This window comes from SAR86 cluster bacterium (genome assembly GCA_029268615.1).
Taxonomy (GTDB): domain Bacteria; phylum Pseudomonadota; class Gammaproteobacteria; order Magnimaribacterales; family Magnimaribacteraceae; genus JAQWNM01.
This window is the reverse complement of sequence record JAQWNM010000010.1, coordinates 138,942-153,841: the sequence shown is the minus strand read 5'-3', so window position 1 is coordinate 153,841 and position 14,900 is coordinate 138,942. Positions and strand designations below refer to the sequence as shown.

15 protein-coding genes are annotated in these 14,900 nt (G+C 32.3%); 9 read left to right on the top strand and 6 right to left on the bottom strand.

Going from position 1 to position 14,900, the window contains the following annotated elements; genetic code table 11:
• Window positions 1–3 precede the first annotated feature (3 nt).
• From P8J93_05150 to P8J93_05140, 3 genes are read left to right on the top strand one after another with little or no spacing between them, the layout of a single operon-like run.
• Window positions 4–954, top strand: a complete 951-nt coding sequence (locus tag P8J93_05150) for an acetyl-CoA carboxylase carboxyltransferase subunit alpha (GenBank protein ID MDG2061185.1) — start codon at window positions 4–6, stop codon at window positions 952–954.
• A 9-nt stretch (window positions 955–963) separates the two neighbouring features.
• Entirely contained in the window at window positions 964–2,295 is a 1,332-nt protein-coding gene (gene tilS, locus P8J93_05145) for a tRNA lysidine(34) synthetase TilS (protein ID MDG2061184.1), read from the top strand.
• Between the two features lie 9 nt (window positions 2,296–2,304).
• Window positions 2,305–3,081 carry an enoyl-CoA hydratase/isomerase family protein gene (locus P8J93_05140; protein ID MDG2061183.1) on the top strand — a complete coding sequence of 259 codons (777 nt, stop codon included), beginning with the start codon at window positions 2,305–2,307 and terminating at the stop codon, window positions 3,079–3,081.
• Here the strand turns inward: P8J93_05140 and P8J93_05135 are convergent.
• Complete coding sequence (locus tag P8J93_05135; protein MDG2061182.1) at window positions 3,065–4,462, bottom strand: MFS transporter; 1,398 nt, start codon at window positions 4,460–4,462, stop codon at window positions 3,065–3,067. The two genes, P8J93_05140 and P8J93_05135, sit on opposite strands and share 17 nt — an antisense overlap.
• Before the next feature lie 19 nt (window positions 4,463–4,481).
• Window positions 4,482–6,155 (bottom strand): 2-isopropylmalate synthase, encoded by a 1,674-nt coding sequence (leuA, locus tag P8J93_05130; GenBank protein ID MDG2061181.1) that lies wholly within the window; start codon window positions 6,153–6,155, stop codon window positions 4,482–4,484.
• A 75-nt stretch (window positions 6,156–6,230) separates the two neighbouring features.
• Here leuA and P8J93_05125 point away from each other — a divergent pair, with 75 nt between their 5' ends.
• Both P8J93_05125 and rimI read left to right on the top strand, forming a co-directional pair.
• Window positions 6,231–6,635, top strand: coding sequence for a hypothetical protein (locus P8J93_05125; GenBank protein MDG2061180.1), 405 nt, complete (start codon window positions 6,231–6,233; stop codon window positions 6,633–6,635).
• A complete protein-coding gene (rimI, locus tag P8J93_05120) occupies window positions 6,635–7,126 on the top strand; it encodes a ribosomal protein S18-alanine N-acetyltransferase (GenBank protein ID MDG2061179.1) in 492 nt (163 codons plus the stop codon). Before P8J93_05125 ends, rimI begins: the two co-directional genes overlap by 1 nt.
• A 6-nt stretch (window positions 7,127–7,132) precedes the next feature.
• Here the strand turns inward: rimI and P8J93_05115 are convergent, their stop codons facing one another.
• The gene (locus tag P8J93_05115; protein ID MDG2061178.1) at window positions 7,133–7,624 is read right to left on the bottom strand and encodes a glutathione peroxidase; all 492 of its coding nucleotides are present in this window, start codon (window positions 7,622–7,624) and stop codon (window positions 7,133–7,135) included.
• A 57-nt stretch (window positions 7,625–7,681) separates the two neighbouring features.
• Between P8J93_05115 and P8J93_05110 the strand changes: the two genes are divergently transcribed.
• The 4 genes from P8J93_05110 to P8J93_05095 are packed head-to-tail and all read left to right on the top strand — an operon-like array spanning window position 7,682 to window position 11,234.
• A complete protein-coding gene (locus tag P8J93_05110; GenBank protein MDG2061177.1) occupies window positions 7,682–8,719 on the top strand; it encodes an NADP(H)-dependent aldo-keto reductase in 1,038 nt (345 codons plus the stop codon).
• Between the two features lie 6 nt (window positions 8,720–8,725).
• Complete coding sequence (locus tag P8J93_05105; GenBank protein MDG2061176.1) at window positions 8,726–9,190, top strand: GNAT family N-acetyltransferase; 465 nt, start codon at window positions 8,726–8,728, stop codon at window positions 9,188–9,190.
• A 2-nt stretch (window positions 9,191–9,192) separates the two neighbouring features.
• A complete protein-coding gene (locus P8J93_05100; GenBank protein ID MDG2061175.1) occupies window positions 9,193–10,044 on the top strand; it encodes a peptidyl-prolyl cis-trans isomerase in 852 nt (283 codons plus the stop codon).
• A complete protein-coding gene (locus tag P8J93_05095; GenBank protein MDG2061174.1) occupies window positions 10,044–11,234 on the top strand; it encodes a HupE/UreJ family protein in 1,191 nt (396 codons plus the stop codon). Before P8J93_05100 ends, P8J93_05095 begins: the two co-directional genes overlap by 1 nt.
• 4 nt (window positions 11,235–11,238) lie before the next feature.
• Here the strand turns inward: P8J93_05095 and P8J93_05090 are convergent, their stop codons facing one another.
• Genes P8J93_05090 through P8J93_05080 form a run of 3 tightly spaced genes read right to left on the bottom strand, consistent with a single transcriptional unit; the run spans window position 11,239 to window position 14,899 of the window.
• Window positions 11,239–11,637, bottom strand: coding sequence for a cold shock domain-containing protein (locus P8J93_05090; GenBank protein ID MDG2061173.1), 399 nt, complete (start codon window positions 11,635–11,637; stop codon window positions 11,239–11,241).
• A gap of 50 nt (window positions 11,638–11,687) precedes the next feature.
• Window positions 11,688–14,450, bottom strand: a complete 2,763-nt coding sequence (locus P8J93_05085; protein MDG2061172.1) for a valine--tRNA ligase — start codon at window positions 14,448–14,450, stop codon at window positions 11,688–11,690.
• Window positions 14,450–14,899, bottom strand: coding sequence for a DNA polymerase III subunit chi (locus tag P8J93_05080; GenBank protein MDG2061171.1), 450 nt, complete (start codon window positions 14,897–14,899; stop codon window positions 14,450–14,452). Before P8J93_05080 ends, P8J93_05085 begins: the two co-directional genes overlap by 1 nt.
• Between the last annotated feature and the right edge of the window lies 1 nt (window position 14,900).

Below are 14,900 nucleotides of genomic sequence, written 5' to 3'. Positions count from 1 at the left end.
GATATGAATGGAGATTATTTAGATTTCGAAAAACCTATAGAAGCTTTAGAGTCTAAACTAGAGGAGTTAAGAAACTCACCTGAGACTGATCCTGAAAAGATAAGTAAAGAAGTTAATAAATTAAATGATTCAATAGTTTTATTAACAGAAAAAATATTTTCTAATTTATCTTCGTGGCAGAGCGTTCAAATAGCTAGACATGCTAAGCGACCCCACTTTCTTGATTATGTAACAAAGATATGTAGTCATTTTGACGAATTACATGGAGATAGACGGTTTGGAGATGATAGAGCAATTATAGGGGGCTTAGCGACTATAGGTGATCATCAAGTTGTTTTAATTGGTCATGAAAAAGGAAGATCTACAGAAGAAAAGATACTTCATAATTTTGGAATGGCTCAACCAGAAGGATATAGAAAAGCTTGTAGATTAATGGAATTAGCAGAAAGATTTAGTTTACCTGTGGTAACTTTAATAGACACGCCTGGAGCTTATCCAGGAATAGAAAGTGAAGAGCGGGGGCAGAGTGAAGCAATAGCCTATAATTTGAGCGTTATGTCTAGATTAAAGACTCCAATTATAGTTAATATCATGGGAGAAGGTGGATCTGGAGGAGCTCTTGCAATAGCAGTAGGAGATAAAATTAGCATGTCTGAATATTCAACTTATTCTGTAGCAACTCCTGAAGCATGTGCTTCAATAGTATGGAGAGATTCTGATAAAGCTGGAGATGCTGCTGAAGCTATGCAGCTGAGTGCACAAAGTATTCTGGACCTCGGTCTTATAGACGAGATTATTAAAGAACCATTAGGAGGAGCTCATAGAAATCCTGATTACATGGCAAATAATCTTAAAGGCTCTATTGAAAAAAATATTTTAGAATTAAGAAATATAGATATAAGCGAACTAACAAGTAAAAGGTATCAACGACTCATGTCTTATGGTTCTTTATAGTTTTAATCCATGGCTTCTCTAATTGAACCTCTAACTCTAAAAGAGTTAAAGACCTTTACAAGAATAGGAGTAGCTTTTTCTGGAGGGTTAGACTCTCATGTTCTTTTAGACTTAATTACTAAATCTGTAAATAAATCATCTATTTATGCATTACATGTTAACCATAAAGTCTCAAACTCCTCTGATTTATGGGAAAAACATTGTGCTGAAATTGCAGATGATTTGGGAGTTCATTTCATTTCTTGGCAGATACCTAGTAAATTAAATGAACATTTAAATGAGGAATCTTTGAGAGATAAAAGGTATGCTTTTCTTTGTGACTGGGCTGAGTCTAGAGATGTTATTTGTACAGCTCATCATCAGGATGATCAATCTGAAACAATATTATTTAGATTGATACGGGGGTCAGGTATAAATGGGATGAAAGGTATCCCAAAAAAAACAATATATAAAAATAAGTCCATCCTAAGGCCATTACTTGGAGTCACTAAGGAGAATATTAAGAAATATGCAATTCAAAATAAACTGAATTGGGTAGAAGATGATACTAATCTAGATTTAAGATTTGATAGAAACTTTATAAGAAAGAAGATATTACCCATTGTAGAAGAACGCTGGCCAAGCTATCAAGACTCTTTTAAAAGATTCTCAGAAAGAGCAAGAGATACTCAAGAGATTTTAAATGATATAGCAGATCAAGATATACAAATGACTCAAGAAGATAAGCTTGCAAAATTGTCTATTTCTAAATTAAAAAAATTAAATAAATCTAGAATGAGAAATCTTCTGCATCGCTGGGTGTGGCTAATAACTCAGAAGTATGTTGAATCTAAAATTATTAATAAAATTTGCGAAAATATTATTTTATCAGGTGATAATATTTCATCTGAAGTATCTATAGGAAAGATTAACCAAAGAAATTCCATCGAAGTGAGAAAGTATGATGGATATTTGCATGCTATTAGATATCAAAATATTCAGGTTTCTAAGCATGACACTTATTTATGGGATTTACTTTCTCCTCTTAAATTTCCCACGGGAGAGCTTACAGGGATTAGGCAAAAGGGAGATGGTATAAAATATGATAAGAAATTAAAGGTAGAGGTTAAAATTAGAAAAGGTGGAGAAATAATTAGACCTTTTGGAAGGAATTGCTCAAAATCTTTAAAGAGTCTATTCCAAGAAAAAAGAACACCTCCCTGGGAAAGAAATAGGCTTCCTTTAATATATTTGGATGGACAATTGGCTGCTATTGCAAATCTATGGATAGATGAAAAGTTTTATGTAGAGAAGGGCGGGCAGAGTATTTTGCTAAATTGGAAAGATAATAGAATAATTTAAGGAGTAAATATGGATTTTAAAACATTGTTATTTGAAATTAAGAATAATATCGCCGTCATAAGTTTTAATAGACCTGAAAAGAGAAATGCCTTTAATAGGCAGATGGTAGAAGATATTGAAGTAGCCACATCGGTTGTGAAAGAGGAAAAATCAATACGTTGTTTAGTCCTTACTGGGACTGGTTTAGGTTTTTGTGCAGGAGCAGATCTAAGTGAAAAAGATGCTAATTGGAAAGATACTGAAGAAGCTTTAGTGAAAGGATATCTTCCAAGTTTAAAAAATATAATGCAAATGTCAAAACCAGTCATATCAGCTGTAAATGGAGGTGCGGCAGGAGTAGGAAGCGCATATGCAATGGCTTGTGATTTGACTATTATGGCAGAAGACTCATATATTCTTCAGGCTTTTAGTAATATAGGTCTTATACCTGATGGGGGCGCAAGTTGGTTATTATCAAACACTATTGGTTATAAATTAGCTTATCAAATTGCTATAGAAGGAGAAAGATTATCAGCTTCTAAGTGCTTAGAGTTAGGATTAGCTAATAAGGTAGTTCCATCAGAGTCTTTATTGGAAGAAGCAATTTCTTGGGCTGAAATACTTTCTTTAAAGTCTCCTCAAGCATTAAGCTCAACCAAAGATATTATGAGAGCTTCGATAGACAGTTCATATCTGGAAACATATTTAGCTGAAGCTAAAGAACAAAATAGGTTATTTGGTACTCCTGATAATGTAGAGGGCATTAAAGCTTTTATAGAAAAAAGGAAGCCTAAGTTTTCTGATTAGAAAGTTCTTTTCTTATCTCTTCATGTTTTCCTTTTGTTAATGGGAACGACCAACTCAGATATAAAGCTGGTAAAAAGAAGATGCTGGGCCCCATAGTGTAAAGTATTCTAAGTCCTAACAGTTCTTCTTGGGTATTTATGACTCCAGGGTTAAACCCAAAAAAATCTACTAGTCTTACTGCAGCCCAAATAGCTAGCATGGCAGCAATTTTTAAAATCATTCCATTTAAAGCAAAGATATTTCCAGCTCTTTTTTCTCCTGATTTCAATGAATCAGTATCTATTACATCTGCTAACATAGAAATAGGCAGGAATTGCAGTCCTCCGAAACATGCTCCCTTTAAAAGAAATAAGAAGTGAAAAAAGACAAAGTCCCCATTATCTAAAAAGAAATTAAGGAAGCTTATCAATGCTGTTGTTATTAATGTTATTGAAAAGGCTTTATGCTTTCCAATTTTCTTACCTAACCAAAGCCAGAAAGGTATAGCAATTAATCCAGAGATGAAATAACGTGCATAGGCTGCCCCTATAGTTTCAACACCTATCACATCCCGCATAAACCATAGAGATAATGTGTTTCTAAAGCTTTCACCAGCTATTACTAAGAACGTAATGAGGATAATCTTTACAACTAAAGTATTTTTTAAAGCTATCTTTAGCCCTTCTTTCAATGAAGTTCTATTTTCTATATTAGGCATTGGATCTTTAACTCTAATTAAAGCGATGAATGCAAATATTGGTAAGGATATAACTATACCCAAGCCCATGAAATGAAGAATATTCCTTAGATCATATCCAATATTAAAATCCTTAAAAAAGAAAACAGCACTTATCATTCTTGTCATTCCTTCATAGATAGTTACACCTGCTCCAGATACCTCTACTGCTAATGGAATTAGGGCAGAAAGCAAAAGTCCAATAAGAGTGAATACTTCTCGCCCTGCAGTTATTCTTGATCTCTCATGATATACAGGAGAAATTTCAGCTCCCCATGCGTTGTAAGATATCCCAATGAGAGTAGATCCTAAATACATTAAAACAATGAAAATTAGAAAATAATAGATACTTAAATTTTCTAGAGGAGAAAATAAAAAATATACCGAAATCATCATTAAGGGTAAGCCTAATAAAATCCATGGTTTTCTTCTGCCAAAGGGAGTATTAGTAGAATCAGATAAGTGTCCAATAACAGGATCTGTAATTACGTCAGTGAATCTTGCAAATAATAAAATATCAGCAAGTAAAGCTAGGGGGAATTTAGTTACTTCTGAGTAAAAAGGTATCAGCCATATCGCAATTGGGTAGCCTATCATTGCTAGTGGAAGTGCTAATCCGCCATAAGCGGCTATGATATTCCCTTTTATTTTACTTTTGGGAGTCATTTTTATGACTAGTTAAGTATCAGAGTCTATTTAATCCGCTAATGACAGCTTCTAAGCTGGCGATAACAGTATTAGAATTTATACCAACTCCCCAGGCACTATACCCATCTTTAAATAATTCTACATATGCTACAGCTTTTGCATCAGCTCCAGAGCTTATGGCATGTTGATGGTAATCTGAAACTTTGAGTTCTACTTCCATTTTCTTATTTAAGCCTTGAATAAAAGCATCAATAGGACCATTCCCTGAGCCTTGAATTTCTAAAGTCTCCTTATTCTTTTCAAGTTTTACAACTAGTTCATCAAGTTGTTTGCCATCTAAAGACGAAGAACTAATTTGATGCTCTATAAAAGAATATAAATTCTTATTTGATAAGTAATTTTCTTGGAAAGAATCCCATATAATTTCAGGTAATACTTCTTTTCCTGATTTATCAGCTATTTTTTGAATATGCTGACTAAATTCAATTTGAAGCCTCCTAGGCATACTAAGACCATGATCTTTTTCTAAAAGATATGCCACTCCTCCTTTCCCGGATTGACTGTTGATTCTAATTACGGCTTCATAAGTTCTACCAACATCTTCTGGATCTATTGGTAAATAAGGAACCTCCCATACTGGTTCATTAGAGTTTCTTATTGCACTTAATCCTTTTTTTATTGCATCTTGGTGTGATCCTGAAAAGGCAGTGAAGACTAAGTCTCCTGCATATGGATGTCTAGGATGAACTGGTAGTTGATTGCAATATTCAACTTCTCTCATGATGCTATTGATATTTGAAAGGTTCAGATGAGGATCAACTCCTTGGGTTAACATATTCAGCGCTAAAGTCACTAGGTCGACATTACCAGTTCTTTCTCCATTTCCGAATAAAGTTCCTTCTATTCTGTCTGCACCTGCCATGACCCCTAATTCTGTAGCTGCTACTGCGCAACCTCTATCATTATGAGGATGTAAGCTAATTATTACCTTTTCTCTATTTTTGATATTTTGGCACATCCACTCTATTTGATCTGCATAAATATTAGGAGAAGATAATTCAACAGTTGCTGGAAGATTAATAATTGATTTCTTATCTTCAGTTGGTTCTAAGATCTCATTTACTTTATTACATACTTCTAAAGCAAATGGGAGCTCAGTGCCAGTAAAACTTTCAGGACTATATTCAAATGACCAATTTGTAGAATTATTTAGAGAAGCGATCTTTTTTACTAACTCAGCACCTTCGGTGGCTATTTTTATAATCCCTTTTTTATCTGAATTAAAGACGACCCTTCTTTGAAGGGCAGATGTAGAATTATAAAAATGGATAATTGCATTATCTGAGCCTTCCAGAGACTCAAAAGTTCTTTTGATAAGCTCTTTTCTTGCTTGTGTTAAAACTTGTATGGTTACATCTTTAGGTATCAATTTCTCATCAATAATTTTTCTTACAAAGTCAAAATCTGTTTGAGATGCCGAAGGAAAGCCTACTTCAATTTCTTTAAATCCAATGTTTAATAGCAAATTAAACATTCTAAGTTTCTTTTCGAGACCCATTGGCTCTATTAGAGATTGGTTCCCATCCCTTAAATCGACACTGCACCACGTAGGGCTTTTACCAATAGAATTATTTGGCCACATTCTTTTTTTAAGATCAATTGGCTTAAAAGGCTTATATTTATTTGAGGATTTATTAATAAATTTTGTCATTTCTAAATAGATTATAATGCTATGAGCAGATTTTAATGCATAATTTAATTTTATTGACCAAGTCTTACATTAATAATGAACGCTAAACTTAAAAAAGATTTTACTGATTTAGGCTTTATTTTTTGGAAACTTAAAAAAACTTCTATTTCTGAAGACAGTTTGATTTACTTTGGTAATTCATCAATTTTAATTATCTTGGAATACAAAGATTTTATTAATCTATCTCAGTATAAAAGGTTTATAGCTTCTTTAAATGCATATCTAGATATTTCTAAAGATCCTATTTCTGAAGTAGAGTTAAATCATATGCCCGAGTTTCCCCTAAATTTATTTATTTTTTCTAAATCTTCTTCTGAAATTTTAGATTCTTATAAAGATGCTTTTGAGAAATGCGATACATTTAATTCTATTGAAGAAGTATGGTCCTCTAAAGATAGTAAATTAAAGTTTTTATCTTTAATGAATCCAGGTAATGAATAATGATAAATAAGGATAAAAAAGAAATATCCTATAGATATGTAACTTCTGAAGATCTTCCTTTCTTAATAGAGGTAGAAGAGAGTTCAAACCCACATCCATGGACCAAAGGAAATTTTGAAGATTGTCTAGAAAGGAATCATTATTGTTTATTGCAACTCTATAATGACAAACCTACAGGTTTTGCTATTCAGTCTATTGCTCTAGATGAAGCTCATCTTTTGAATATAGGGATAAGTGAAGAGTATAGAAGAATAGGTCTAGGTGGAGATCTTTTAGATCAAATCTTATTTGCCTCGAAAGCGATGGGTTGCTTGAGAATCATATTAGAGGTCAGAAAATCAAATATAGGGGCAATATCATTATATGAATCACAGGGGTTTAAAAACCTTTCTCTAAGAAAAGATTATTACAAATTAGGTCCAAAAAGAGAAGACGCAATCATAATGACCAAAAAGCTAAAAAAAACTTGGAAAAACTATTTAATAGACTAGAAAATATTAATTCAATAAAGATTTAATTTCCATATCTATTTTTTCAGGAGAAGTATTTGGAGCAAACCTTTCTACAGGAATTCCATCTTTGTTTATAAGGAACTTAGTAAAGTTCCATTTAACAGACTCTGTCCCAAGAATTCCTGGCATGCTTGAAGTTAGATATTTGAACAGGGGGTGTGCATTATCCCCATTAACTTCTATTTTAGAAAAAAGTGGAAAACTTGTATTAAAATTTAAAGAACAGAAATCTTCTATTTCTTGATCATTTCCCGGTTCCTGGCCACCAAATTGATTACAAGGGAAAGCTAGGATTTGGAATCCCTTTTCTTTGTATTTTTGGAATAGTTTTTCTAAGCCAGCATACTGAGGGGTAAAGCCACATTTGCTCGCTGTATTAACAATAAGAAGGACTTCGCCACTAAACTCAGACAAAAGTTTTTCTTCACCTTTGTTATTTAAACACGAAAAGTTGTATATATTTTCTTGATCTGTCATTAGAATCTATTTTTTTATTAATATAAAGCCATAATAAGCCAATGGAGAAAAAATTTCATGGAATATAGAAAATTAAGTGATACAGGACTTGAAGTAAGTTCAATTTGTTTAGGAACTATGACTTGGGGCGAGCAAAATACTGAAAAAGAAGCACATCTTCAGATGGATTATTCTTTAGATAATGGGATAAATTTTTTTGATTCAGCAGAACTATATCCCATTCCTCCAAAACCTGAAACTCAGGGTTTAACTGAGAAATATATAGGCTCTTGGTTAAAAAAGAGAGGTAATCGAGATAAGATAATTCTTGCAACAAAGGTAGTGGGAAGGACTGATCTAAATTGGTTTAGAAATGGCCCTAATCAATTAGATAAGATTTGCATTGAAGAGGCAGTAAATAGCAGCCTTGAGAGGCTAGGCACTGATTATATTGATCTCTACCAACTTCATTGGCCTGATAGGCCTATAAACCTTTTTGGAGGGCTGAGTTACAAGCATATAGATTTCGATAATGCGATCCATCCTACAGAGACATTAAGAGCCTTAGGTGATCTAGTAACTCAAGGTAAAATAAGGCACATAGGTTTATCAAATGAAACTCCTTGGGGGTTAGCATCATTTTTGAAATCAGCAGATGAATTCTCTTTGCCTAGAGTGGTTTCTGTTCAGAATGTTTATAATTTATTAAGCCGAGTATATGAAAATGGTTTATCTGAGTTTTCTTATAGAGATAATGTTGGCTTACTTGCTTATTCTCCGCTTGCTCAAGGTTATCTTAGTGGCAAATATCAAAATGGTGCTAGACCCGCAGGTGCAAGAACTACCCTATTTGAAAGAGGAGATAGGTATGAAACAACCCATGCTGAAAGAATAATTCAAGACTACTTAGACTTGGCCTCAGATTCAAATATAGATCCTGTAACAATGTCCCTCGCTTTTGTTAATCATCAATCTTTTGTTACATCAAATATTATAGGAGCAACAAATTTAGACCAGTTAAAAATAGCCATAGATAGTCATGAAGTTTCGTTATCCAAAGAAATTATAAAAAAGATTAATGATATTCATTTAAGTTGTCCTAACCCTTGCCCTTAAAGTATTTTGAAAAAAGAAGAAATAAATTGGGTATGGAAGGAATTCAAAGCATTAACAGCAGATGAGTTGTATTCTATTTTAAAATTAAGAATAGAAGTATTTAGCGTAGAGCAAGAATGTATTTATCAAGATTTAGATGGTATTGATAATTTAAGTTTTCATTTGATGGGTTTAGATAATTCTGATGAGTTGGTAGCTTACCTTAGATTAATCTCTCCTGACGTCAAATTTAAAGAACCTTCAATAGCTAGAGTAGTCACATCTTTAAAAGCTAATTTCAGAGGAATGGGTCTTGGAAAGTTATTAGTAGAAAAAGGCATTAAGAAATCAATGGAACTTTATCCAAATCAAGGAAATAGAATTGGTGCCCAGAAAAGGTTGGTAGGTTTTTACGAATATTTTGGATTCAAAATCTCTGGATCTGCTTATTTAGAGGATGGAATACCTCACATCAATATGGTTTTAGATTGAAAATGAAAAAAAAATCAGTTAATTCTTTTTTGTTGATTATTATGTTTTTAAGCATTTTTTTTGTAGCTTATTCCTTAATAAAAGAAACTAATTTCACTAATGATAATTGGGTCGCAAAAGTAAATGATATTCCTATTAGTAAAGCTAAATATTTACTTCAAATGGAAGGTCTAAGTAAAGACAAATCAAATAGCCTTACTAAGGATGATAAGTTATATGTTTTGGAAAGGATGATAGAAGAGGAACTGCTAATAAGAAGAGCAGTTGATTTAGGTTTATTGAGTAATAATACTGTCATTAGAGGTACCATAATCCAGCAGATTATTAATTCAATAATATCTGATAATGCCTTAATACCGATTAAAGAAAATGAACTCAAAGAGTTCTTCGATGAAAACAAAGATTTTTTTAGGAGTTCTGATAAATTAAGAGTAAGGCAATTATATTTCAGAGGAAATACAAATGAGTCATTGATTAAAGCGGATAAAGCATTTTTTGAACTCCAAAGAGGTAAATCTTTCGAGGAGGTTTCTTTAAATGCTGATCAGGCAACATTACAGATTCCAGATGTGTTGATGACTTTAGCCAAGGTAAGAGAGTACATAGGGCCTTCTTTGATGAAGTTAGCAAAATCTCTTAAGCCCGGAGAATTTACATCTCCAAAAAAAGTTTCAAATGGTTATAGAATTATCTACTTAGTAGATAAACAGGATTCTCCTTTTCCAACTTTTGAGGTATCTAGAGATCAAATAAAAGCGGAATTTATGAAACGTAGAGATGATAATTCTTTGAGATCTTATATAGATAATTTAAAAAAATGGTATGACATAAAAAGGAAAGGAGTTGAAGGTTAGTGAGTTTAAGATTTCTTTTATTTATTTCAATAGTTTTTCTTTCACTTAATTTGTCATCTCATCAAAGAAGTGAATCCTTTTCTAAGTGGTCTATAACTCAGTCTGAATTGGATAAGTCTCAGGTTATAACTGCTACTTTCACAGTAAAATTAACAGTTTTAGCAAAGATGTATCCTGATCTTCTAGGGGATTGGGAGTCTAGAATAATTAAAGAGGTGTTAGAAGGGTTTGTTTTACCAAGCAATTGTATTTCAAGTAAAGATATTGAATCTTTTATATCGAATCAAAATGGGTCTTTTAATATTTCTTGGCACTATTCTTGTGAAGAGCCAATTACTGAGATAGATAATAATACTTTTTTTGATCAAGATTTATCCCATTCGCATATTGCAAGATTTACTTTAGATTCAATGGAGTTACCAGAAATATTATTTACAGCTTCTTCTCGGCATACTTCTCTTAAGATGGAGAATGATAAGAGTTTTCAAGGAACTTCTTTCTTAGATTATTTATTATTGGGCTTACAACACATTTCTTCAGGCTTTGATCATTTAGCTTTTTTAATAGGTTTAATTTTATTAAATAGAAGACTTAAAAGTTTATTTATTGCTGTAACAGGATTCACTATAGGTCATAGTTTAACTCTAGTTCTAGGAGTTTTAGGATTTGTAACACCTATGACTAATTGGGTAGAGGCTGTTATAGGCTTTTCTATAGCCCTTATTGCGCTGGAGTTGATTTTGAAAGAAACAGGTCAAACATATTTTTATCTGAAATGTCTAAGTATTTTTTGGGGGATATTATTTTTATTAATTTTCTCATTAAATATAAATATATCTTTAATGGGGCTTATTGGTTTAAGTATCTTTTCTTTAACTTATTTATATCTTGTAACAATTGAGAAAGTAAGACTATCTTTATTTATAACTACATTATTTGGCCTAGTTCATGGTTTTGGTTTTGGTGGTTATTTGTCTCAAGTGGGTTTTCAAGAGAGTAGGTTTTTAAATGCCCTTTTAGGGTTTAATTTAGGAGTAGAATTAGGGCAATTATTGATTATAGGATTTATTTTATTTATAAGTTTCATATTTAATAAAAAAATAATGAATCTTCCTTCGTCATTTAGACCTTATATGGGGTGTTTATTAGTTGGTGTAGGAACTTTCTGGTTTCTAGAAAGAAGCTTTTAGAGCTTTATTCAATAATCTCTATATTTTCTGCCTGAGGACCTTTTTCCTTTGTCTCCACTGAGAACTTTACCCTAGTATCTTCTTTTAATTTTCTTCTATCTTTTTCATTTACAGATTTGAAATGAACAAATAAGTCTCCACCTTTATCTCTTATTAAAAATCCATAACCTTTACTAGGGTCAAACCATTTAATCGTACCGGTTTCTTTCTTCCATGTTCTCTTAAGTTTCCTGCCATAAAAGAATCCACCTATTGATAAAAGAGCTATCAACCAAGATATAATGAAAAAATTTGGCCATACAAGGAGAATTTCTTTTTTTATGCCCATAATTGAAGAAAAGAAGATAACTCCAGTAAAAATAAGAGCTAACAAACCACTTGTAATAAAGGAACGAAATAACATAAAAAATCTCCAAGAATTAGATTATAGAACATTTATGTTAAATTTCTTATTTAAATAGAATTTCTTAACTCTAGGAGTTTCAATTCTAGTTCTGCTGATTCATTGTCTAATTGATTGAATCTATTTTTTTCTTTTAAGACCAATTCTTTTGGAGCGTTCTCAATAAACTTCTTGTTTTTCAGTTTAGCACTTAACATCCCACTTTCAGTATTAAGTTTGTTTATTAATTTAGAAAGTCGTTCTATTTCCTCTGATGGATCAATTATTCCCTCAAGCGGGATTAGTATCTTCATTTTTCCCATCACTTTAACTGAGGAAGCAGGTGCAGTTCCTTTAATAGAAATCCAGGTTAAGTTTTTCAGTCCCGTTAGAGAAATAATAAATTTCTCAAATTCTTTTATTAAATTTTGATCTCTTTTTGTACCATTTTGGAGTAAACAATTTATCTTTAGAGATGGTTTAATTCTAAGTTCGCCTCTTATATTTCTAATCCCAGAGATAACCTCTTTTAGCCACTCTATGTCCTTTGATATCTTTAAGTTCTCTTTTTTTGTTTCTTTTGGATAAGGGCTTATCATAATGCTCTTTAGTTTACTTTTGTGTATAGGCCTTATTTGATTCCATATTTCTTCTGTTATAAATGGCATCAAAGGATGAGCCAATCTAAGAGTTTTTTCTAAGATACTAAAAGCAAAGCTTAGCGTTATTTTTTTATTGTGTTCAGAATAAGACTTATCTTTTAATTTAATTTTTATGAATTCTAAATACCAATCACAAAAATCATTCCAAATAAATTCATATATATATTGTGTAGCTAGATCAAAACGATAAGTATCAAATGCTTTTCTAACTCTTTTTGTAGTTTCTCTTAACTTAGTTTCCATCCACAGATCAATTTTATCCGATGAATTAGGCTTCGGTAGTCGATTGAAGTCTTCTAACTTTAGATTGAGAAACCGAGCTCCATTCCAAAGTTTATTACAAAAGTTTCTATATCCTTCAACTCTCTCTAAGTCAAAGTTAACATCTCTACTTCCTGAAGCAAGAGAGCAAAAAGTGAGACGAAGTGAGTCCGTCCCATTAACTTTAATCCCATTGGGAAATTTCTTAGTTAAATTTTTTATTACCCCATCTTTCATCTTTGGCTGCAATAAAGATTTAGTGCTTTTTTCTAAAAGAGAATCTAATTCTATTCCATCAATGACATCGAGGGGGTCTATAATATTTCCCTTAGATTTTGACATTTTTTGCCCTTCAGAGTCTCTTACTAGACCATGGATTATGATTTCCTGAAAAGGAACTTCTTTCAAGAAGTAAGTAGTCATCATAATCATTCTTGCTACCCAAAAGAAGATGATATCAAAGCCGGTTACTAAGACATTTGTAGGATGATATCTTTTGAGCAGAAGGTTACTTTTAGGCCAACCTAGAGTGGAGAAAGTCCATAATGAGGATGAAAACCAAGTATCTAAAACATCCTGATCTCTTTCCAAGGCAAGTTTATTTCCAATTTTATATTTTTTTCTAACTTCTTTCTCATTCTTTCCAACATAAACATTACCTTTCGAGTCGTACCAAGCAGGTATTCTATGACCCCACCAAAGTTGCCTACTTATGCACCAATCTTGAATATTATCCATCCAAGCAAAATAAGTATTTTCCCAGTTTTTAGGTATGAACTTTGTTTTATTTTGTCTAACTACAGATTTGGCTTTTATGGATAGTTTTTTAGCATTAAGAAACCACTGTTTAGTTAACATTGGTTCTAGAACAGACCCACTCCTCTCTCCTCTAGGAATTATGAGTTTATGGTCTTTTATTTCAACTATGTGATTAGATTTTTTTAAGTCAGAAATAATTTTCTTCCTAGCTTCTAATATTTTTAGATCTTGATATTCTTTTGGGACGGTGTTATTTAGAGTTCCATCTTTATTGAGTATGTTTATAGGGGATAAGTTATGCCTTTTACCTACTTCATAATCATTAAAATCATGTCCAGGTGTAATTTTTAAACATCCTGTTCCAAATTCTTTATCTACATAATCATCTGAAATTATAGGTATCTCTTTATTTAGTATTGGAATTAATACTCTTTCACCAATATATTTATTATATCTCTTATCTTTAGGATGAACTGCAATTGCAACATCTCCAAACATGGTCTCTGGCCTAGTGGTAGCAACATGCAAGTCTCCTCCTTTTGAAAGTAGATATTTTATTGTCCATAAATATCCTGCCTCCTCAACGGAATCAACTTCAAGATCAGAAACAGCTGTTTGTAGAGAAGTGTCCCAATTTATAAGTCTTTCACCTCTATAAATTAAGTCTTTTTCATGCAAGTCTATGAAAACCTTTTGGACGCTCTCAGACATACTCCTATCCATAGTAAATACTTCTCTAGACCAATCTACAGAGGCCCCTAATCTCCTAAGTTGTTGCGTAATAATATTTCCAGAAGTATTCTTCCATTTCCATACTTCTTTTATAAACTTTTCCCTACCTAAATCTTCCTTTTTGATACCTTTTAGTTCTAGTTGTCTTTCAACTATCAATTGAGTAGCTATACCTGCATGATCTGTTCCTACTTGCCATAGAACATCATATCCATCCATTCGTTTATATCTAACTAAGGTGTCAATTAGACTATTCTGGAAACCATGCCCCATATGCAAGGTGCCAGTCACGTTAGGAGGGGGAATCATTATAGTGAAAGGTTTTTTCTTACTTTGTGGATTAGCTTTAAAGTGTCCATCTTCTTCCCACCTTTTATACCAAGAAGACTCAACCAAATGAGGGTTAAAGTTTTTTTCCATTAAAGTTTTATTAATTCTGGATTCATATTAGCTTTGATACATGCTTTCCAACTCTCTGCAGCTCGCCTTCTTAATTCAGCTTTGTCCTCAATTATTATCTGAATAGATTTTTTATAGGCCTTAATATCTTGTGGTAGGTCAGGATTTAAATTTATTAAAATATTATATAAATTAGTATCAACTTTTAAACCTGGATAACTAATAAGAATAGGGAAGTCTTCTTTATTTTGATTAGCAATATTATGAGGTAGCACTAACTCTTTAGGATATACCCACATCTTTTCATTCATGATATCGGCCTCTGTGGCAGATTCACACCTTATATTAATTTTTGAACCTACAGAAATATCCTGTTCTTCTCCTAAGTATAGTGAGCCCGTTAATTTGCAGACAAATTCAATAGCCGTCTGCTTATCCTTTCCAGCAGGCATGAATTCAACTTTCTGCATA

What these genes read in the sequence shown, in the direction of transcription:
- rimI (MDG2061179.1), top strand. Translation starts at nt 6,635, where the DNA reads ATGATAAATAAGGATAAAAAAGAAATATCCTATAGATATGTAACTTCT.
- P8J93_05115 (MDG2061178.1), bottom strand. Translation starts at nt 7,624, where the DNA reads ATGACAGATCAAGAAAATATATACAACTTTTCGTGTTTAAATAACAAA.
- P8J93_05140 (MDG2061183.1), top strand. Translation starts at nt 2,305, where the DNA reads ATGGATTTTAAAACATTGTTATTTGAAATTAAGAATAATATCGCCGTC.
- P8J93_05110 (MDG2061177.1), top strand. Translation starts at nt 7,682, where the DNA reads ATGGAATATAGAAAATTAAGTGATACAGGACTTGAAGTAAGTTCAATT.
- P8J93_05085 (MDG2061172.1), bottom strand. Translation starts at nt 14,450, where the DNA reads ATGGAAAAAAACTTTAACCCTCATTTGGTTGAGTCTTCTTGGTATAAA.
- leuA (MDG2061181.1), bottom strand. Translation starts at nt 6,155, where the DNA reads ATGACAAAATTTATTAATAAATCCTCAAATAAATATAAGCCTTTTAAG.
- P8J93_05090 (MDG2061173.1), bottom strand. Translation starts at nt 11,637, where the DNA reads ATGTTATTTCGTTCCTTTATTACAAGTGGTTTGTTAGCTCTTATTTTT.
- P8J93_05150 (MDG2061185.1), top strand. Translation starts at nt 4, where the DNA reads ATGAATGGAGATTATTTAGATTTCGAAAAACCTATAGAAGCTTTAGAG.
- P8J93_05135 (MDG2061182.1), bottom strand. Translation starts at nt 4,462, where the DNA reads ATGACTCCCAAAAGTAAAATAAAAGGGAATATCATAGCCGCTTATGGC.
- tilS (MDG2061184.1), top strand. Translation starts at nt 964, where the DNA reads ATGGCTTCTCTAATTGAACCTCTAACTCTAAAAGAGTTAAAGACCTTT.
- P8J93_05125 (MDG2061180.1), top strand. Translation starts at nt 6,231, where the DNA reads ATGAACGCTAAACTTAAAAAAGATTTTACTGATTTAGGCTTTATTTTT.
- P8J93_05100 (MDG2061175.1), top strand. Translation starts at nt 9,193, where the DNA reads ATGAAAAAAAAATCAGTTAATTCTTTTTTGTTGATTATTATGTTTTTA.
- P8J93_05080 (MDG2061171.1), bottom strand. Translation starts at nt 14,899, where the DNA reads ATGCAGAAAGTTGAATTCATGCCTGCTGGAAAGGATAAGCAGACGGCT.